Source organism: Cellulomonas sp. McL0617, assembly GCF_049994875.1.
In the GTDB taxonomy this organism is placed as follows: Bacteria; Actinomycetota; Actinomycetes; order Actinomycetales; family Cellulomonadaceae; genus Cellulomonas.
Genome location: NZ_CP188256.1, coordinates 1,442,253 through 1,460,718 on the forward strand (window position 1 = coordinate 1,442,253; position 18,466 = coordinate 1,460,718).

The window sequence follows — 18,466 nt, forward strand, 5'->3', positions numbered from 1 at the left end:
CCTCGGCGAGGCCGCACACGGAGACTGGGTGACATGCCGATCCTCGTTGCGATCTTCGTCGCCCTGCTCGCCGCGGGTGGTGTGCTGCTCGTGGCCAGCGTCGTGAGCACGCGTCGCGACCGCCGTGAGTCGCCGCTGACCGCGCTGCGCGCCGGTCTGACCGGGCGTGACCACCCAGATGCCGCGGTCGGCGCCGCGGCGACGGCCGAGCCGGTGGACGTCTCGCTGGCCGAGTTCTTGAGCGTCACCGTGGAGGAGGGCGACCCGTACCTGCACGTGGACGACCTCGCGGCCACGCTGCACGACGCACGGGCCAAGGCCGTCGGCGTTCTGCCCGGCCGGCGCCGCTGACTCGCTTCGGGGCGCCGCGGCCGTACAGACTGTCCCGGTGACCAACGACAGCATCGAGATCCTTCTCGCCGCCGGCATCCCGATCGCCCTGCTCGTCGTGCTCGCGACGGCACTGGTGCGTCGACGTCGGCCCGACCTGGGCGACGAGGAGCCGGTGGCACCGGTCGTCGCGCCGTCGGTCGACCTCGCTCCGTCGGTCGACCTCGCTCCGCCCGCCGAGCCGGTCGAGGCGCCCGAGGAGCTCTTTCCCGACGAAGCCGCACAGGCACCCGTCCTGGAGGTCCCCGAGCCGGTCGCGGGACGGCTGACCCGGCTGCGCTCGCGGCTCGCCCGGTCCGGCTCCCCGCTGGGCTCACGACTGCTGGCGGTGCTCTCGCGCGACCACCTCACCGAGGACGACTGGGACGAGCTCGAGGAGACGCTGCTGCTCGCCGACGTGGGGGCCGGGCCCAGCGGTGACCTGATCGAGGCGCTCCGCACGCGGGTCCGCGTGGACGGCGTCAAGGACCCCGCGGCGGTGCGCGCCCTCCTGCGTGAGCAGCTCATCGCGCTCGTCGACCCCTCGCTCGACCGGTCGATCAACACGTCGCCGACCGCCGCGGACGACGGCTCAGCCGTACCGGCCGTCGTCCTGGTCGTCGGCGTCAACGGGACCGGCAAGACGACCACCGTCGGCAAGCTCGCCCGAGTCCTGGTCGCCGAGGGGCAGACCGTCGTCCTGGGGGCCGCGGACACCTTCCGCGCCGCCGCCGCCGACCAGCTGCAGACCTGGGGCTCGCGGGTCGGCGTGCAGACCGTCCGCTCGGACCGCGACGGTGCGGACCCGGCGGCCGTAGCGTTCGACTCCGTGCGCACGGGCAAGGCGCAGGGTGTCGACGTCGTGCTCGTCGACACGGCCGGCCGCCTGCAGAACAAGGCGGGGCTGATGGACGAGCTGGGCAAGATCACGCGCGTCATCACGCGCGAGGCCCCGCTGTCCGAGGTGCTCCTCGTGCTCGATGCGACGACCGGCCAGAACGGTCTGAACCAGGCCCGCGTCTTCAGCGAGGTCGCGGGCGTCACGGGCATCGTGCTGACCAAGCTCGACGGCACGGCGAAGGGCGGGATCGTGGTCGCGGTCCAGCGCGAGCTGGGCGTCCCGGTCAAGCTCGTCGGCCTGGGCGAGGGCCCGGACGACCTGGCCCCGTTCGACGCGGCGTCGTTCGTGGACGGGCTGCTCGAGGGCTGACCGTCACGTCGACCCGAGCCCGGCGACGCCTTTGTGCGGAACTCTGCGCTGTGGTCGGGGCTGCCGGGTGACGCACCATGACAGGTGCACGGCGACCGGTCACTGAGTCCGTCACGCGACCGGAAGGCGCCCTGACCTGGTGCGACGCGCCCCCGGAGGCGCCCGGGGCTCCTGGACGACCGCTCACCACGAAATCGAACGTTTACGCGAGATGGGCGCTTGTCACACGGCCGTAACGTCCCCGGTGAACGAAGGAAACGGGCCTCCCCGACTGTTGTCCCGTCCGGCCGCCAGGTCGGCGGAGGGAGAGACGCGTAATGGGCTCCACCTTGGTCTCCGAGGGTTTTGCACTGGATTCCGGCAACACTGCCTGGATGATGACGTCTGCCGCGATCGTCCTCATGATGACGGTCCCCGGCCTGGCGTTCTTCTACGGGGGCATGGTCCGCAGCAAGTCGGTCCTGAACATGCTGATGATGAACTTCATCTCGGTCGGGACCGTCGGGTTCATCTGGGTGATGTACGGCTACTCGATGGCGTTCGGCCCCAAGGTCGACGGCATCGGGCAGTTCTTCAACAGCCCGTTCACGTACTTCGGCCTGAACGACCTGACCGACGACAAGGGTCTCGGCGCCCTGACCGGCGTCCCCGCCCTGGTCGGTGTCGGGTTCCAGGCCACGTTCGCCGTCATCACCGTCGCGCTCATCTCGGGCGCGATCGCCGACCGCATCAAGTTCGGCAGCTGGGTCGCCTTCACGGTGGTCTGGGCGACGGTCGTCTACTTCCCGCTCGCGCACATGGTGTGGGGCGGCGGCTTCCTGGGCGTCGGTGGCAAGGTCTCCACCTGGCTCTCGACGCCCATCGACTTCGCCGGTGGGACGGTCGTCCACATCAACGCCGGTGCAGCGGGTCTCGCGCTCGTGCTCCTGCTCGGCAAGCGCAAGGGCTGGCCGAAGGAGCCGATCCGGCCGCACAACCTGCCCTACGTGATGCTCGGTGCCGGTCTGCTGTGGGTCGGCTGGTTCGGGTTCAACGCCGGGTCGGAGGGCGCTGCTGACGGCACCGCCGGCCGCGCGTGGGTCAACACCTTCGTCGCCACCTGCCTCGCGATGCTCACCTGGTTGATCGTGGAGAAGATCCGCGACGGTCACGCGACGTCCCTGGGTGCCGCATCGGGCATCGTGGCCGGTCTGGTCGCCATCACCCCGGCCGCGGCCGCGGTGGACACGTACGGTGCGATCTTCATCGGCGCCATCGCCGGTGTGGTCTGCGCCCTGGCGGTCGGCCTCAAGTTCAAGTTCGGCTTCGACGACGCGCTCGACGTGGTCGGCGTGCACCTCGTCGGTGGCATCACGGGAACGCTGCTGATCGGGCTCTTCGCGACGAACCTGCAGGGTGGCTGGTACCCGGACGGCGCCAAGAATGGTCTGTTCTACGGTGGCGGGTGGACGCAGCTCGCGTCCCAGGCCGTCGTGGCGGGCTTCGCCGTCCTCTTCTCGTTCATCCTGACGACCGTCATCGGCTTCATCATCAAGGCGATCACGGGTCTGCGGCTGAGCGAGGACGACGAGGTCAACGGCATCGACCTGGCAGTGCACGGTGAGACGGCGTACGAGACCCTGGGTGGAACCCGGGTCCTGACGGAGGTGAACTGATGACCAAGCTCGTCACGGCTGTCATTCAGCCGCACAGGCTCGATGACGTGAAGTCGGCCCTCGAGGCCGCCGGAGTTCGCGGGCTGACGGTCAGCGAGGCGAGCGGCTACGGCCGTCAGAAGGGCCACACCGAGGTCTACCGGGGGGCCGAGTACACGGTCGACCTGGTGCCCAAGGTGAAGATCGACGTCCTGGTCACCGACGAGGACGTGGCGGGCGTGACCGAGGTCATCATCCGTGCCGCCCAGACCGGCAAGATCGGTGACGGCAAGGTCTGGGTCGTGCCGGTGGAGGACGTCGCACGTGTCCGCACCGGTGAGCACGGCGACGACGCGCTCTAGCAGGACGGTCCACGGCACAACATGACACAGGAACGGCCGCCCGCGGGGGGCGTGGCCGCGAACGGGTCGCCCGAGGTCCCGCACCCCCCGGTGGGGGTGCGGGACCTCCGCGGTGAACGGCTCGACCTCGCCGCGAGCAGGACGGGTCCGGGTTCCGACGGGGTCGGTCGCCGCCGCGCGATCGTCGACCTCGTGGTCCGCCGGCTCGGCGAGCAGTGGACGCTGGCCACGCAGGGCGAGGACGTCTCGGGCATCGCCCTCGGCGCGGTCGGCAGCATCGGACGCGGCGACGCCAGCCCGGTGAGCGACCTCGACCTCCTGCTCGTGCACGAGGGCCGGGGGCACTCCCCGGAGGAGCTCGCCGCCCTCTCGCAGCGCATCTGGTACCCCATCTGGGACGCCGGGCTGGACCTCGACCACTCGGTGCGGTCGCTGGCGCAGTGCCGCCAGGTGGCCTCCAAGGACCTGCCCGCCGCGGTCGGGCTGCTCGACCTGCAGCCGGTGGCAGGCGACGCGCTGGTCATCGCGCGCGCCAAGTCCGCCCTGCTCGAGGACTGGCGCTCCGCGGCGCGGCGCCGCCTCCCGGAGCTCCTGAGCTCGACCAAGCAGCGCGCCGACCGCCACGGCGAGCTCGCCTACCTGATCGAGCCCGAGCTCAAGGAGGCCCGCGGGGGCATCCGCGACGCCGTGGTGCTCAGCGCGCTCGCGGCCACGTGGCTGACCGACCGCCCGCACGGCGCGGTCGACATGGCCTACGCGCATCTGCTCGACGTGCGCGACACGGTCCAGGTGGTGACCCGGCGGCACACCAACCGGCTCCTGCTGCAGGACCAGGACGAGGTCGCGGCGCTCGTGGGGTTCGACGACCGCGACGACCTCGTGGCCAGCATCGCCGAGGCGGGCCGCGTCATCTCCTACGCCCTCGACACGACCGTGCGCAACGCCCGGCAGGCGCTGCAGCGCCCCGCGCGCACCGCGATGCTCGTGCGCGGCCGGCGCACCGCCCCGCGGCTGCGCTCCATCGGGGAGGACCTGGTGGAGCACGACGGCGAGATCGTGCTGGCGGTCGACGCGCGGCCGGCCGACGACCCGCTGCTCTCCCTTCGCGCCGCCGCGACCGCCGCCCGCACCGGGCTGAGCCTGTCGCCGGTGACGGTGGCGAGCCTCACGGCCACGCCGCCGCTCCCGACGCCGTGGCCCAAGGCGGCGCGCACCCATCTGCTGCAGCTGCTCGGCTCGGGTCCCGCGCAGGTGCCCATCTGGGAGGCGCTCGACCTGGCCGGCGTGGTGACCACCTGGATCCCCGAGTGGGCGGGCGTCCGCAACCGGCCCCAGCGCTCGCAGGTCCACCGGCACACCGTCGACCGGCACCTCATCGAGACGGTGGCGCGCGCGGGTCGGGACAAGCGGGTGGTCGAGCACGGCGACACGCTCCTGGTCGCGGCGCTGCTGCACGACATCGGCAAGCGCGCGGGTGCGGGGGACCACTCGATCGAGGGTGCTCGTCTGGCCGGACCGATCGTCACCCGGATGGGGTTCGACGAGCAGGTGGTCGCCGACGTGACCCGCCTGGTGCGCGAGCACCTCACGCTCTCCGAGCTGGCGACGACGGCGGACCCCGACGACCCGGCGACGATGGCGCGGCTGCTCGATGCCGTCGACCACCGCCCCGACATGCTCGTCCTGCTGCGCGCGCTGACGGAGGCGGACGCCGGCGCCGCGGGCCCGTTGGCGTGGAGCACGTGGCGCGCGACCCTCGTCGACGACCTCACGGCGCGGGCCACCCGCGCGCTGGCAGGTACGCTAGGCCCTTCTGAGGGAGCCCGTCCCAAGCACCCCGAAGCGTGAGGATCGCCAGGTGTTCGCCACCCTGTCCGACCGATTGACGTCGACCTTCAAGAACCTGCGCACCAAGGGCCGTCTGTCCGAGGCGGACATCGACGCCACGGTGCGCGAGATCCGTCGTGCCCTGCTCGACGCCGACGTCGCCGTCCCCGTCGTCCGCTCCTTCACCGGTGCGGTGCGCGAGCGTGCGCTGTCGGCCGAGGTGTCCGGCGCGCTGAACCCCGCGCAGCAGGTCGTCAAGATCGTCAACGAGGAGCTCGTCGCCATCCTCGGCGGCGAGACGCGCACGCTCAACCTGGCCAAGAACCCGCCGACCGTCATCCTGCTGGCCGGTCTGCAGGGTGCGGGCAAGACGACGCTCGCGGGCAAGCTCGCGCTGCACCTGAAGTCCCAGGGGCACACGCCCCTGCTCGTCGCGGCCGACCTGCAGCGTCCCAACGCGGTCACGCAGCTCCAGGTCGTCGGCGAGCGCGCCGGGGTGCCCGTCTTCGCGCCCCACAAGGGCAACCAGGGCCACGAGGACGTTCTCCCGGCCGACGCCGACCCGGTCGCGGTCGCCCGCGAGGGTCTGGCGACGGCGAAGTCGAAGCTGCACGACGTCCTGATCGTGGACACGGCCGGCCGGCTCGGCGTCGACGCGGACCTGATGAAGCAGGCGTCCGACATCCGCGACGCGCTCGACCCGGACGAGATCCTGTTCGTGATCGACGCGATGATCGGCCAGGACGCCGTCACCACCGCGCAGGCGTTCCAGGACGGCGTCGGGTTCACGGGCGTGGTGCTGTCCAAGCTCGACGGTGACGCCCGCGGTGGCGCGGCGCTCTCGGTCGCCAGCGTCACGGGTCGCCCGATCCTGTACGCGTCCACGGGCGAGAAGCTCACCGACTTCGAGGTGTTCCACCCCGACCGCATGGCGTCGCGCATCCTCGACATGGGTGACGTCCTGACGCTGATCGAGCAGGCCGAGAAGGCGTTCGACGCGGGCGAGGCGGAGGCCCTGGCGGGCAAGCTCTCCTCCGGGCAGGACCTCACGCTCGAGGACTTCCTGTCCCAGATGCAGCAGCTGCGCAAGGCCGGACCCCTGAAGAAGATGATGGGGATGCTGCCCGGCATGGGGCAGATGCGCGAGGCGCTCGACAACTTCGACGAGCGCGAGGTGGACCGCATCGAGGCGATCATCCGCTCGATGACGCCCGCGGAGCGCCGCACCCCGAAGATCATCAACGGCTCGCGCCGCTCCCGCATCGCCAGGGGCTCCGGCACCCAGCCGAGCGACGTCAACCAGCTGCTGGAGCGTTTCGACGGCGCGCAGAAGATGATGAAGCAGATGGCCAAGGGCGGCGGGATGCCCCCGGGCATGCCCGGAAGCATGGGCAACCTGCCGGGCATGGGCGGCAAGAAGTCGAAGGGCCGTACCGCGCCCCCGGTCCGCCGGGTCAAGGCGAAGTCGGGCAACCCGGCCAAGCGCGCGGAGCAGGAGCGCGGGATCACCAGCCGCCCGGCGTCCGCACCCGGTTCCGCGTTCGGGGTCGCGGCTCCCAAGGCGCCGGTCGACGTCGACCCCGCGGACCTGAACCTGCCCGCGGACTTCGACCGCTTCCTCGGCGGCCGCTGAGCCGGCGACGCTGGACCGGCGACCTGTGGTCCTGCACCTGCGCGGCACGGTCGTCCTCGACGACGACCACGAGGTCGGTGAGGCCTGGGTCGTCGGCGGTCGGCTGACGTTCCAGCGGCCGGCCCTGGAGGCGACCGCGGTCCTGGACGGCTGGGTGCTGCCGGGCTTGGTCGACGTGCACTGTCACATCGGGCTCGCGGCCGACGGACCCGTCGACGCGGCCACCGCCGAGCTGCAGGCCCTCGCGGACCGCGACTCGGGGGTCCTGCTCGTGCGTGACGCGGGCTCACCGGCCGACACGGGGTGGGTGCACGACCGCGCGGACCTGCCCCGGCTGATCCGTGCCGGGCGGCACCTCGCGAGGCCCAAGCGCTACCTGCGCCACTACGGTCGCGAGCTCGCGTCGCCGGCGGACCTGCCGACGGCGGTGCTCGAGGAGGCCGCCCGCGGCGACGGCTGGGTCAAGCTCGTGGCGGACTGGATCGACCGGGACCTCGGCGCCGACGGGGACCTCACGCCGTTGTGGCCCGACGACGTGCTGGCGGAGGCGGTGGCCGCGGCGCACGGCGTCGGCGCCAGGGTGACCGCGCACACCTTCGCGACGGAGTCGCTGGACGCGCTGCTCGACGCGGGCATCGACTGCCTCGAGCACGCCACGGGGGCCACGCCCGAGCAGATCGACCGCATCGCCGCCGCCGGCGTCCCGGTCACCGCGACGCTGCTGCAGGTCGGACAGTTCGCGGCGATCGCCGCGCAGGGCGAGGCCCGCTACCCCCGGTTCGCCGCGCGCATGCGGGCGCTCTACGACCACCGGTACCAGCTGGTGCGCGACCTGCACGAGGCGGGCGTGCCGGTCCTCGTCGGCACCGATGCGGGCGGCACGCTCGGCCACGGCCGGATCGCCGACGAGGCGGCCGAGCTCGTGCGCGCCGGCCTGCCCGCCCGCGAGGTCGTCGCGTCGGCCAGCTGGCGGACCCGCGCTTGGCTCGGGGTGCCGAGCATCGCCGAGGGGGAGAGCGCTGACGTCGTGGTCTACGACGCAGACCCGCGGACGCAGATCGAGGTGCTCGCGCACCCGCGGGCGGTCGTGCTCCGCGGGGACGTCGTCGCCCGGGCGTGACCTCGCGCACGTGGTTGGGGGACGAGCCGCGCATCTGGCACAATGATCGGCTGTACCCGGCGTCCGCAGCCCCTCTACCTGCGTTCGTCGTGTCCCGACCGAACCGGCGCGCCCACCCCACGGGCCCATGCGCGGGAACGTCACCTCAGCAGACCTCAGGAGAAGACCACACCGTGGCCACCAAGATTCGTCTCAAGCGTTTCGGCAAGATCCGCCAGCCGTACTACCGCGTCGTCGTCGCCGACTCGCGCACCAAGCGCGACGGCCGCGTCATCGAGGAGATCGGCAAGTACCACCCCACCGAGGAGCCCTCGCTCATCGAGATCGACTCGGCGCGCGCGCAGTACTGGCTCGGCGTCGGCGCTCAGCCGACCGAGCAGGTCGCCGTGCTCCTCAAGATCACGGGTGACTGGCAGAAGTTCAAGAACCTTCCCGGCCAGGAGGGCACGCTGCGCACCAAGGCCGACAAGGTCGACCCGAAGGCTGCCATCGAGGCCGTCGGCCTGGACGCCGAGAAGGCCAAGGCCAAGGCGTCCGAGAAGAAGGCCGCCGACAAGGCTGCCGCTGCCGAGGCTCCGGCCGAGGACGAGCAGGCCTGATGCTCGCGGAGGCGCTCGAGCACCTGGTGCGCGGCATCGTCGACCACCCGGACGACGTGCGGGTCAACGCCTCGACGCTGCGTCGTGGTGACCTGCTCGAGGTGCGCGTGCACCCGGACGACCTCGGCCGTGTGATCGGTCGCGGCGGTCGGACGGCTCGCGCGCTGCGCACGGTCGTCGGCGCGCTCTCCCCGGACGGTGCGGTCCGCGTCGACGTCGTGGACGTCGACCGGCGCTGAAGCTCTGCACCATCGCGCAAGGCCCGGTCCCCTAGCCTGGGGACCGGGCCTTCGCTCGTTCTCCTCGACCCCGAGAGGTTTCCCATGCTGCTGACCGTCGCGCGGATCGGCCGTGCCCACGGCCTGCGCGGTGAGGTCGCCCTCGACCTGCGCACCGACACCCCGCAGGACCGCTTCGTGGTCGGCGCGCAGCTGCGCACCGAGCCGTCGGCGCGGGGGCCGCTGACCGTGGTGAGCACCCGCACGCAGCAGGGCCGCTGGTACGTGGCGTTCGCGCAGATCACGGACCGGACGACCGCCGAGGCGATGCGCGGGACGGAGCTCGTGGTCGAGCAGGACGCGTCCGACGAGGACGACGCCTGGTACCCGCACGAGCTGGCCGGGCTGCGCGCCGAGCACGTGGACGGCACCGTGCTCGGCGAGGTCGTCGGGCTCGAGCACCTGCCGGCGCACGACATGCTGGTCCTGCGCGAGCCCGACGGCACGCGCACGTTGGTGCCGTTCGTCCGCGCGATCGTGCCGGTCGTGGACGTCCCGGGCGGCCGTGTCGTTCTCGACCCGCCGGGCGGTCTGCTCGCCTCGGACGCCGAGAACCTGGTCGTGTCGGACGAGACGGTGGGACGGGCCGCCGGGGACGACGACTGACGTGCGCATCGACGTCGTCTCGATCTTCCCGGAGTACCTCGCGCCGCTCGACCTGTCCCTCGTCGGCAAGGCGCGCGCGTCCGGGCTGCTCGACCTGCGGGTGCACGACCTGCGCGACTGGACCTCGGACCGCCACCGGACGGTCGACGACACCCCGTTCGGCGGCGGCGCCGGCATGGTCATGCGACCCGACGTCTGGGGCGCCGCGCTCGACGACGTACTGACGCCCGGGGCGCACCTCCTTGTGCCGACGCCGTCGGGGGAGCCGTTCACGCAGCGGACCGCCGAGGCGCTCGCGGGGGAGGCGCACCTGGTGCTGGCCTGCGGCCGCTACGAGGGGATCGACGCCCGGGTGGCCGAGCACTACGGCGCCCGGCCCGACGTGACGGTGACCGAGTTCTCGATCGGGGACTACGTGCTCAACGGCGGCGAGGTCGCGGCGCTCGTGGTGGTGGAGGCGGTCGGCCGGCTGCTGCCGGGCGTCGTCGGCAACCCGGAGTCCCTGGTCGAGGAGTCGCACGGGGCTGCCGGGCTGCTCGAGTACCCCGTCTACACCAAGCCCCCCGCGTGGGCCGACCTCGAGGTGCCCGACGTGCTGCTCTCCGGGCACCACGCGAGGATCGCCCGGTGGCGCCGCGACACGGCGCTGGAGCGCACGGCGGCCCGCCGGCCGGACCTCGTTGCCGCGCTGCCGCTCGACCAGCTCGACGCGCAGGACCTGCGGCTGCTGGCCGAGCTGGGCTGGCACGCGGTCGACGGCCGCCTGAATTATCGGTAGGGCGTCCGGGTGTGGCAGACTTGCCCGTTGGTGCGCGCAGGCCGCGTCTCTGCCACAGGGGAGACGATCGACGGCCACCGGGAATTCTTGAACACGAGTCTTCTCCAACGCGCACGACCATGAGCCCACGGACACCCGTCCTGCCCTTGCGGCACGGCCGAGAGGTCCCGATGACGCTCCTGACCTGTGGCAGGGCGAGGAAGTGACACACCATGCACACGCTTGACTCCGTCGACGCAGCGTCGCTGCGCTCCGACATCCCGGACTTCCGCGCCGGTGACACCCTGAAGGTCAACGTCAAGGTCGTCGAGGGCACGCGCTCGCGCATCCAGGCGTTCCAGGGTGTCGTCATCGCGCGCCAGGGCAGCGGCGTCCGCGAGACGTTCACGGTCCGCAAGGTCAGCTTCCAGGTCGGCGTCGAGCGCACCTTCCCGGTGCACTCCCCGAGCCTGGACTCGATCGAGGTCGTCACCCGTGGTGACGTCCGCCGCGCCAAGCTGTACTACCTGCGCAACCTGCGCGGCAAGAAGGCGAAGATCAAGGAGAAGCGCGACTTCGTCCCGGCCAAGAAGGCCTGACACCTCGCACTCCACGCACGTCCGAACGGGCGGTCACCTGACGGTGGCCGCCCGTTCGCCGTGTCGGGCGCCGATCCGGTACGCGATGCACATCCGCACGTGCGAGAGTGTGCGGGTGACCGAACGACCCGCCGACGAGCTCGGCTTCGACGCGGGACCGGCTGCTTGGCCGGGCCAGGTGGCGTCCGCAGCGCCCTCTGCGACGACCCCGACCAACCCCGCACTCGCTCCGTTCGGGGAGAGCGCTCCGAGCTCCGCAGGGTCGTCGAACCCGCGGCGCCACGCGGCCCCGAGTCGTCGTGGCGGAGCCGGGTCGCTCCTGCGCGAGACGGTCATCATCCTGGTCAGCGCAATCGTCCTGTCGCTGCTGGTCAAGACGTTCCTGGTGCAGGCGTTCTTCATCCCGAGCCCGTCCATGCACGACACCCTGATCGAGCACGACCGGATCCTGGTGAGCAAGCTGACGCCCGGGCCGTTCGACCTGCGCCGCGGTGACATCGTCGTGTTCAAGGACCCCGGCGGCTGGCTCGACAACCAGGTCGTCCCGGACCCGGGTCCCCTCCGCTCAGGCATCAACAGCGCGCTCACGTTCGTCGGTCTGTATCCCGCCGACGCCAACGAGCACCTGGTCAAGCGGCTGATCGGGCTGCCTGGTGACCACGTCGCCTGCGCCGGCCCGGGTCAACCGATCACGATCAACGGGGTGGCGATCAGCGAGCCGTACCTGGCCGCGGGCGCGATACCGAGCGAGACGGCCTTCGACACCACGGTCCCGCCCGACAGCATCTGGGTCATGGGGGACAACCGGCAGAACTCCGCCGACTCGCGGTTCCACACCGGCAACCCCGGGGGCGGCTCGGTGCCCATCAAGGACGTCGTCGGCACCGCGTTCGTGACCGTGTGGCCCCTCGAGCGGTTCGGACTCCTGCGCAACCCGAGCAGCACGTTCGCGGACGTGCCCGACCCGTCGTGACCACGACGGCCGACCCGACGGTGACGGCGCGCACGGCGCCGACGCGGGTCTCGGCACCCCGCACGCCGCCGCACCTGCGCCACGAGCGGCTCCTGCTGCGTGACGGTGGGCGCCTGCTGGCGGGCATGGACGAGGTGGGTCGCGGGTCCCTGGCCGGACCGGTGAGCGTCGGGGTGGTCGTCGTCGACGTCACCACGCGGTCAGCCCCGCGCGGGGTCGCCGACTCCAAGCTCCTCGCCCCGGCCGCCCGCACGGCCCTCCTGCCCGCTCTGAGCCGGTGGGGGGTCGCCCGGGCAGTCGGGCACGCGAGCGCCGCGGAGATCGACGCGGTCGGGATCATCGCCGCCCTGCGGCTGGCTGGCACGCGCGCGCTCGCGACCGTCGCGGCCGCGGTCGGGCCGGTCGACGTGGTGCTCCTGGACGGTTCGCACGACTGGCTGACCCCACCGGCGCAGGGAGACCTCTTCGACGACGAGCCGGTCGTCGCCGGGCCGCGTGTGCACCTGCGGGTCAAGGCCGACCGGACGTGCGCGAGCGTGGCCGCCGCGAGCGTGCTCGCCAAGTGCGAGCGCGACGCGATGATGGTCGGCCTGGCCGCCGACCACCCGCACTACCGCTGGGACGAGAACAAGGGGTACGCGTCGCCCGAGCACATGGCCGCTCTGCGCGAGCTCGGCCCGTGCGTCCTGCACCGCCGGTCCTGGCGGCTGCCGGGACTCGAGGTCGACTGACGCGCCTGGGCGGGCGCGACCGGTTCGATAGGGGATGATGGGCGCGTGAGTGCCGAGGACCTGGAGAACTACGAGACCGACATGGAGCTCGCGCTCTACCGCGAGTACCGCGACGTCGTGGGGCTCTTCTCCTACGTCGTCGAGACCGAGCGCCGGTTCTACCTGGCCAACCAGGTCGACCTGCAGGTGCGGTCGGCGGCCGGTGAGGTCTACTTCGAGCTCTCGCTCGCCGACGCCTGGGTCTGGGACGTCTACCGCTCCGCGCGGTTCGTGAAGTCGGTGCGGGTGGTGACGTTCAAGGACGTCAACGTCGAGGAGCTGGCCAAGGCCGAGCTCGACCTCGGGGGCGGCGCCGGCTTCCCCCGCTGAGCCGTCCACAGCCCCACCGCGCAGACAGCTCTCGCGGGAGGCCGTCGCTGACCTGCCCCCGCTGGCAGCGTGGCGCCCGGAGGTGGTCCGGTGCGCGCGAAGGACGCAGTGGGGCGGTACGGCGAGGACGTCGCGGAGGCGCACGTGCGCAGCCGCGGATGGCAGGTGCTCGAGCGCAACTGGCGGTGTCGCGACGGTGAGCTGGACATGGTCGCCCTCGACGGCGACGAGCTCGTGGTGGTCGAGGTCAAGACGCGCCGGTCGACGGCCTACGGCCACCCCGCGGAGGCCGTGACCAGCGTGAAGCTCGCCCGGGTGCGTCGGCTGGCCGCCCTCTGGCTGGCGGTGCACGACGTGCGTCCGCTCTCGGTGCGGGTCGACGTCATCGCGGTGCTGCTGCTCCGCGGCCACGGCCCGCAGGTGGACCACCTCGTCGGGGTGGTCTAGGTGGCACTCGGACGAACCCTCGGGGTCGCCCTGGTCGGTCTGACCGGGCACGTGGTCGACGTCGAGGCCCACCTGGCGCCCTCGTTGCCCGCGTTCACGCTCGTCGGTCTCCCCGACGCGTCGCTCGCCGAGTCGCGGGACCGGGTCCGCGCCGCCGTGACCTCCTCCGGCTTGGCGTGGCCCAACCGGCGCATCACCGTGAACCTCTCGCCCGCCACCCTGCCCAAGTCGGGCTCCGGGTTCGACCTGGCCATCGCGGTCGCCACGCTCGCCGGCGCGGAGGCGATCGATCCGGTCGGTCCGCACGGCGTCGTGCACCTGGGTGAGCTCGGGCTCGACGGGCGGCTGCGACCGGTGCGCGGGGTTCTGCCGGCCGTCGCCGCCGCCGTCGCCGCCGGACGCTGCCGGATCGTCGTCGCGGAGGCCAACGTCGCCGAGGCGCGGCTCGTGCCGGGCGCCCAGGTGGTCGGCGCACGGAGCCTGGCGGAGGTCGCGGCGGGCTACGGCGCCGACGTCGTCGTCCCGGCGCTGCCCGCGGTCGAGCCCGAACCCCCGCAGCTCCGTTCGCGGGTCGCCGCGCTCGACCTCGCGGACGTCGTGGGCCAGGAGGACGCACGGGCGTGCCTCGAGGTCGCAGCGGCCGGGAGCCACCATCTGCTGCTGGTCGGACCGCCAGGGACGGGCAAGACCATGCTCGCCGCCCGCCTGCCCGGGCTCCTGCCCGACCTGACGGAGGCGGACGCCGTCGAGGTCACCGCGGTGCACTCGGTCGCTGGCGCGTTCGACCCCGGCGAGGGGCTCCTGCGGCGGCCGCCGTTCGAGGACCCGCACCACACGGCCACGCCGGCCAGCGTGATCGGCGGCGGCTCGGGCGTGCCACGGCCGGGAGCCGCGTCCCGGGCGCACCGCGGGGTGCTGTTCCTGGACGAGGCTCCCGAGTTCAGCACCGCGGTGCTGCAGACGCTCCGGCAGCCGCTCGAGCACGGGGAGCTCGTCCTGCACCGTGCGGCGGGGACGGCGCGCTATCCGGCGCGGTTCCAGCTCGTGCTCGCGGCCAACCCGTGCCCGTGCGGGCAGGCCGTCGGGAAGGGCCTGGCGTGCACGTGCCGCAGCGAGCAGCGGCGTCGCTACTTCGGCAAGCTCTCCGGGCCGCTCCTGGACCGGGTAGACCTGCAGGTCGAGCTCGGTCCGGCTCGCGCAGGATCGGTGGCGGGGGAGTCGACGCAGCAGGTCGCCGCGCGGGTGCTGGCCGCTCGCGGCGCCCAGGCGGACCGGCTCACCGGTACTCCGTGGCGGACCAACGGCGACGTGCCCGGGGGGTGGCTGCGCGACAGGCTGGGCCCGGACCGCTCGCTGATGGGCGACCTCGACCGGGCGCTCGACCGCGGGACGCTGAGCCTGCGCGGCGTCGACCGGGTGCTCAGGGTCGCGTGGACGCTGGCGGACCTCGAGGGTCGGGCGGCTCCCGGCCGGGCCGACGTCGGGCGCGCCCTGCTGCTGCGTACGCGAGGGAACGGGGCATGACCGGGGCGGAGCGGGCCGACCCGGACAGTCGTGCGACAGCCGACCCGGACGGCGCTGAGGCCGGGCAGCGCGGCGTGGGCGGGCACGCGAGCACGGACGAGGCCGACGTGCGCGCACGGATGGTCTGGAGCGCGCTCGTCGAGCCGGGCGACGTGGTCGGCGGGACGCTGGTCGAGCACCTCGGCGCCGTCGATGCGCTCCACTGGGTGCGTCAGGGCGTGGAGGGCGTGTCCCGGGCTCACTGGCAGGCTCTCGAGGAACGAGGTGGTCCGCTCTCGCCCCCGGTCCGCGCGCGCATCGCGGCCGCGGCATCGCGCTGGTCCGGGCGGCTGGCAGACATCGACCCGGACCGCGACCGGGAGGAGCTCGACCGGCTGGGCGGCGTGCTGCTGGTGCCGGGCGATCCGCGCTGGCCGGCCGGCCTGGCCGATCTCGCTGCCGAGGCACCGTTCTGCCTGTGGGTCCGCGGCGCTCCGGACCTGCGAGCGATGCTCGGGCGGGCGGTGGCGCTCGTCGGGTCGCGGGCGTCGACGACCTACGGCGAGCGTGTCGCGTTCGACCTCGCCGACGGTCTGACGGGCCGCGGCGCGACGGTGATCTCGGGCGGCGCCTACGGCATCGACGCGGCCGCGCACCGGGGGGCCGTCGCGCGGGACGGGGCCACGCTGGTGGTGCTGGCGGGCGGCGTCGACCGGGCCTACCCCGCGGGCAACGCCCGCCTGCTGGAGGCCGTGGTGGCGGCGGGCGGCGCGCTGGTCTCCGAGGTGCCCCCGCAGAGCCTGCCGACCAAGAGCCGATTCCTGCAGCGCAACCGGCTGATCGCGGCGGCCGGACGCGCGACCGTCGTGGTCGAGGCCGCGTGGCGGTCGGGGGCCATGAGCACCGCGAACCACGCGGCCAGGCTGCTCCGACCGGTCGGTGCGGTGCCGGGTCCGGTCACGTCTGCGGCCTCGGCCGGCTGCCACCGACTGCTCCGGGACGGTGTCGCGGTCTGCGTCACCGACGCCGACGAGGTGAGCGAGCTCGCCGGACTGACCGGAGCCGACGCTGTCGCGGCGGACGTCGCCGCGGACGCCCGCGCCCGGCGGCCGACCGATCATCTCGACCCGGTCACGCGTCGGGTCCTCGAAGCGTTGCCACGTCGTACCGCCGCCGAGGCCGGTCGGGTGGCGGCCTCCGCGGGCGTCTCGGCAGCCGAGGCGAATGCCGCGCTGGGCCTCCTCGAGCTCGACGGATGGGCGGTTCGCCGGGGCAACGCGTGGCTTCTGGCCCAGATGTCCGAAAGGTAACGAGTGCGCAATGTCCAGCCGACGCGCCGGTGCAGAAGGTGGCATATTGCGGGGTGAGCCCAGGACCGGGTGAAAAAATCGGACACCGGCCGAATAGCTGGTCGGCGAATCGGACATTGGCCCCGGAATCGCCCAGCATTAGGCCGTAGGTGTGAAAGTCATGCTTGTTACGGAGGGTGTTTCACGTCACGGTAGGGGACATGAACGTGGCCCAGATCACCCCAGGGACGCCCAGCCGGGCGAACATCCTTGCTGCGTTCTCGGACCACCTGACCGCCCAGCGCGGTCTGTCGGAGCATTCCGTCCGTGCATATCTGGGCGATGTGGACCAGCTCCTGGGATATGCCTCGCGACACGGCGCGACCACCCTGTCAGACATTGATCTGGCCACCCTGCGCGGCTGGCTCGCCTCGATGGCGACGGCCCGGCGCAGCCGGTCGACGCTCGCTCGCCGGGGTGCGGCCGTGCGGACGTTCTTCGCCTGGGCGACGCGTAGCGAGCTCGTCGCCACCGACCCGGCCGTGCGGCTGGCGACGGCCCGCGCGGCAGCGCCGCTGCCGACCGTGCTGCGCGTCGAGCCCGTCACCCACCTGCTCGACTCCGCCGGCGAACGTGCCGCGGACGACGACGCGATCCACCTGCGCGACTGGGCGCTCCTCGAGCTGCTGTACGCCACGGGCGTCCGCGTCGGCGAGGTGGTCGGCGCGGACCTGGCCGACGCCGACCCGTCGGAGCGCACCATCCGCGTCGTCGGCAAGGGCGACAAGGAGCGGGTCGTCCCGTTCGGTCGCCCCGCCGAGCTCGCGCTGCGCGCCTGGCTCGACCGCGGTCGCCCGCAGCTCGCCCAGCCCACCTCGCCGAAGGCCGTGTTCCTCGGCCGCCGCGGTGGGCGCCTCGACCAGCGCCAGGCGCGCGCGGTCGTCCACCAGGCCGCCGCCCTCGCGGGCGTCGACGACGTGGCGCCTCACGCGCTGCGGCACACCGCTGCGACCCACCTCCTCGAGGGCGGGTCCGACCTGCGCAGCGTCCAGGAGATGCTCGGCCACTCGAGCCTCGCCACGACGCAGCGCTACACACATGTCTCAGCCGAGCGGCTCCGGTCGGCGTTCCAGCAGGCGCACCCCCGAGCATGACGAACACGACGGAGTCGACCATGAGCACCCAGCTGGACACCGCGTACAACGTGCACACGCACCGCACGAGCACGGCCCCCGAGGGCGTCATCCCCCAGCCCCGGGGCGCCGCCGCCGAGCTGCTCGCCGAGGTCCCCACCCAGCGCACCGCCGCGCCGAGCCGGACCGGCGAGGACATCGACGCGCTGTGGGACGAGTACAAGGCCACCGCCGCACCTCAGGCCCGCGAGCGCCTGATCCTGCACTACGCACCGCTGGTCAACGCGGTCGCCGGACGCGTGGGCATGCGGCTGCCGAGCACGGTCGAGCAGGCCGACCTGGTGTCCTACGGCATGTTCGGCCTCATCGACGCCATCGAGAAGTACCAGACCGACCGCGCGGTGAAGTTCGAGTCGTACGCCTCCTCCCGCATCCGCGGCGCCATCATCGACGAGCTGCGCGCGATGGACTGGGTCCCGCGCTCGGTCCGTACCAAGGCCCGTTCCGTCGACCGCGCCTACGCCGAGCTCGAGGCCAAGCTGCACCGCACGCCGAGCGAGGCCGAGCTGGCCGTGCACCTGGAGATGCCCGTCGAGGACCTCCGCGCGATCTACGCCCAGCTCTCGACGGTCAACGTCGCGGCGCTCGACGAGCTGCTGGGCGGCGGCGAGGACCGCCCCGGCGGCGTCTCGCTGGTCGACACCCTCGGCGACGAGCGGTCGCAGGACCCCGCCGGATCGCTCGAGGCCGCCGAGACGAAGTTCCTGCTGGCCCGGGCCATCGAGTGCCTCGGCGAGCGCGAGCGGATCGTCGTCGTCCTGTACTACTACGAGGGCATGACCCTCGCGGAGATCGGTCGCGTCCTGGGCGTCACCGAGTCGCGGATCTCGCAGATGCACACGGCCGCGATGGTCCGCCTGCGCACCCGCCTCGTGGACGCCGAGCGCGTCTGACCCTCGTTGGACCCTGCGACACGACTCAGCGACGCGACCCCGCGGCAAGACCACTGCGGCAGGACCACTGCGGC

The 18,466-nt window shown here is 72.9% G+C and carries 20 protein-coding genes; all 20 read left to right on the top strand.

Annotated elements, in window-relative coordinates:
* Window positions 1–33: 33 nt before the first annotated feature.
* The 20 genes from ACPPVS_RS06515 (at window position 34) to whiG (ending at window position 18,392) form a co-directional block, all read left to right on the top strand.
* Window positions 34–351 (top strand): hypothetical protein, encoded by a 318-nt coding sequence (locus ACPPVS_RS06515; RefSeq protein ID WP_426595215.1) that lies wholly within the window; start codon window positions 34–36, stop codon window positions 349–351.
* Between the two features lie 37 nt (window positions 352–388).
* A complete protein-coding gene (gene ftsY / locus ACPPVS_RS06520) occupies window positions 389–1,579 on the top strand; it encodes a signal recognition particle-docking protein FtsY (RefSeq protein WP_426595216.1) in 1,191 nt (396 codons plus the stop codon).
* Window positions 1,580–1,953: 374 nt separating this feature from the next.
* Window positions 1,954–3,234: an ammonium transporter gene (locus ACPPVS_RS06525; RefSeq protein ID WP_426595217.1), complete on the top strand. Its 1,281-nt coding sequence runs from the start codon at window positions 1,954–1,956 to the stop codon at window positions 3,232–3,234.
* A complete protein-coding gene (locus tag ACPPVS_RS06530) occupies window positions 3,234–3,575 on the top strand; it encodes a P-II family nitrogen regulator (RefSeq protein ID WP_028047055.1) in 342 nt (113 codons plus the stop codon). The genes ACPPVS_RS06525 and ACPPVS_RS06530 overlap by 1 nt, the downstream gene beginning before the upstream one ends.
* 21 nt (window positions 3,576–3,596) lie before the next feature.
* Window positions 3,597–5,423 (top strand): [protein-PII] uridylyltransferase, encoded by a 1,827-nt coding sequence (locus ACPPVS_RS06535; RefSeq protein ID WP_426595218.1) that lies wholly within the window; start codon window positions 3,597–3,599, stop codon window positions 5,421–5,423.
* Between the two features lie 10 nt (window positions 5,424–5,433).
* On the top strand, window positions 5,434–7,035 hold the full coding sequence (ffh, locus tag ACPPVS_RS06540; protein ID WP_426595219.1) for a signal recognition particle protein: 1,602 nt from the start codon (window positions 5,434–5,436) through the stop codon (window positions 7,033–7,035).
* Between the two features lie 25 nt (window positions 7,036–7,060).
* Entirely contained in the window at window positions 7,061–8,155 is a 1,095-nt protein-coding gene (locus tag ACPPVS_RS06545; RefSeq protein WP_426595220.1) for an amidohydrolase family protein, read from the top strand.
* Between the two features lie 173 nt (window positions 8,156–8,328).
* Window positions 8,329–8,754: a 30S ribosomal protein S16 gene (rpsP, locus tag ACPPVS_RS06550; RefSeq protein ID WP_426595221.1), complete on the top strand. Its 426-nt coding sequence runs from the start codon at window positions 8,329–8,331 to the stop codon at window positions 8,752–8,754.
* Window positions 8,754–8,993, top strand: a complete 240-nt coding sequence (locus ACPPVS_RS06555; RefSeq protein WP_426595222.1) for an RNA-binding protein — start codon at window positions 8,754–8,756, stop codon at window positions 8,991–8,993. Before rpsP ends, ACPPVS_RS06555 begins: the two co-directional genes overlap by 1 nt.
* Window positions 8,994–9,077: 84 nt before the next feature.
* Window positions 9,078–9,638: a ribosome maturation factor RimM gene (gene rimM, locus ACPPVS_RS06560; RefSeq protein WP_426595223.1), complete on the top strand. Its 561-nt coding sequence runs from the start codon at window positions 9,078–9,080 to the stop codon at window positions 9,636–9,638.
* A gap of 1 nt (window position 9,639) precedes the next feature.
* Window positions 9,640–10,416, top strand: coding sequence for a tRNA (guanosine(37)-N1)-methyltransferase TrmD (trmD, locus tag ACPPVS_RS06565; RefSeq protein WP_426595224.1), 777 nt, complete (start codon window positions 9,640–9,642; stop codon window positions 10,414–10,416).
* 212 nt (window positions 10,417–10,628) lie between these two features.
* Window positions 10,629–10,994 carry a 50S ribosomal protein L19 gene (rplS, locus tag ACPPVS_RS06570; RefSeq protein WP_426595225.1) on the top strand — a complete coding sequence of 122 codons (366 nt, stop codon included), beginning with the start codon at window positions 10,629–10,631 and terminating at the stop codon, window positions 10,992–10,994.
* 115 nt (window positions 10,995–11,109) lie between these two features.
* Window positions 11,110–11,967, top strand: a complete 858-nt coding sequence (gene lepB, locus ACPPVS_RS06575; protein WP_426595226.1) for a signal peptidase I — start codon at window positions 11,110–11,112, stop codon at window positions 11,965–11,967.
* Entirely contained in the window at window positions 11,964–12,698 is a 735-nt protein-coding gene (locus tag ACPPVS_RS06580) for a ribonuclease HII (protein WP_426595227.1), read from the top strand. Before lepB ends, ACPPVS_RS06580 begins: the two co-directional genes overlap by 4 nt.
* Before the next feature lie 45 nt (window positions 12,699–12,743).
* Window positions 12,744–13,067, top strand: coding sequence for a DUF2469 domain-containing protein (locus ACPPVS_RS06585; RefSeq protein ID WP_426595228.1), 324 nt, complete (start codon window positions 12,744–12,746; stop codon window positions 13,065–13,067).
* A 90-nt stretch (window positions 13,068–13,157) separates the two neighbouring features.
* Window positions 13,158–13,514: a YraN family protein gene (locus tag ACPPVS_RS06590; RefSeq protein WP_426595229.1), complete on the top strand. Its 357-nt coding sequence runs from the start codon at window positions 13,158–13,160 to the stop codon at window positions 13,512–13,514.
* Window positions 13,515–15,038, top strand: a complete 1,524-nt coding sequence (locus ACPPVS_RS06595; protein ID WP_426595230.1) for a YifB family Mg chelatase-like AAA ATPase — start codon at window positions 13,515–13,517, stop codon at window positions 15,036–15,038.
* Window positions 15,035–16,327: a DNA-processing protein DprA gene (dprA, locus tag ACPPVS_RS06600; RefSeq protein WP_426595231.1), complete on the top strand. Its 1,293-nt coding sequence runs from the start codon at window positions 15,035–15,037 to the stop codon at window positions 16,325–16,327. The genes ACPPVS_RS06595 and dprA overlap by 4 nt, the downstream gene beginning before the upstream one ends.
* A 200-nt stretch (window positions 16,328–16,527) precedes the next feature.
* Window positions 16,528–17,460 carry a tyrosine recombinase XerC gene (locus ACPPVS_RS06605; protein WP_426595232.1) on the top strand — a complete coding sequence of 311 codons (933 nt, stop codon included), beginning with the start codon at window positions 16,528–16,530 and terminating at the stop codon, window positions 17,458–17,460.
* A gap of 20 nt (window positions 17,461–17,480) precedes the next feature.
* A complete protein-coding gene (gene whiG / locus ACPPVS_RS06610; RefSeq protein ID WP_426595233.1) occupies window positions 17,481–18,392 on the top strand; it encodes an RNA polymerase sigma factor WhiG in 912 nt (303 codons plus the stop codon).
* Window positions 18,393–18,466: the final 74 nt, after the last annotated feature.

Coding starts and splice junctions, on each gene's coding strand:
- ACPPVS_RS06535 (WP_426595218.1), top strand. CDS start 3,597: ATGACACAGGAACGGCCGCCCGCGGGGGGCGTGGCCGCGAACGGGTCG.
- ACPPVS_RS06525 (WP_426595217.1), top strand. CDS start 1,954: ATGATGACGTCTGCCGCGATCGTCCTCATGATGACGGTCCCCGGCCTG.
- ACPPVS_RS06605 (WP_426595232.1), top strand. CDS start 16,528: ATGAACGTGGCCCAGATCACCCCAGGGACGCCCAGCCGGGCGAACATC.
- rplS (WP_426595225.1), top strand. CDS start 10,629: ATGCACACGCTTGACTCCGTCGACGCAGCGTCGCTGCGCTCCGACATC.
- rimM (WP_426595223.1), top strand. CDS start 9,078: ATGCTGCTGACCGTCGCGCGGATCGGCCGTGCCCACGGCCTGCGCGGT.
- ACPPVS_RS06515 (WP_426595215.1), top strand. CDS start 34: ATGCCGATCCTCGTTGCGATCTTCGTCGCCCTGCTCGCCGCGGGTGGT.
- ACPPVS_RS06555 (WP_426595222.1), top strand. CDS start 8,754: ATGCTCGCGGAGGCGCTCGAGCACCTGGTGCGCGGCATCGTCGACCAC.
- ACPPVS_RS06530 (WP_028047055.1), top strand. CDS start 3,234: ATGACCAAGCTCGTCACGGCTGTCATTCAGCCGCACAGGCTCGATGAC.
- dprA (WP_426595231.1), top strand. CDS start 15,035: ATGACCGGGGCGGAGCGGGCCGACCCGGACAGTCGTGCGACAGCCGAC.
- whiG (WP_426595233.1), top strand. CDS start 17,481: ATGAGCACCCAGCTGGACACCGCGTACAACGTGCACACGCACCGCACG.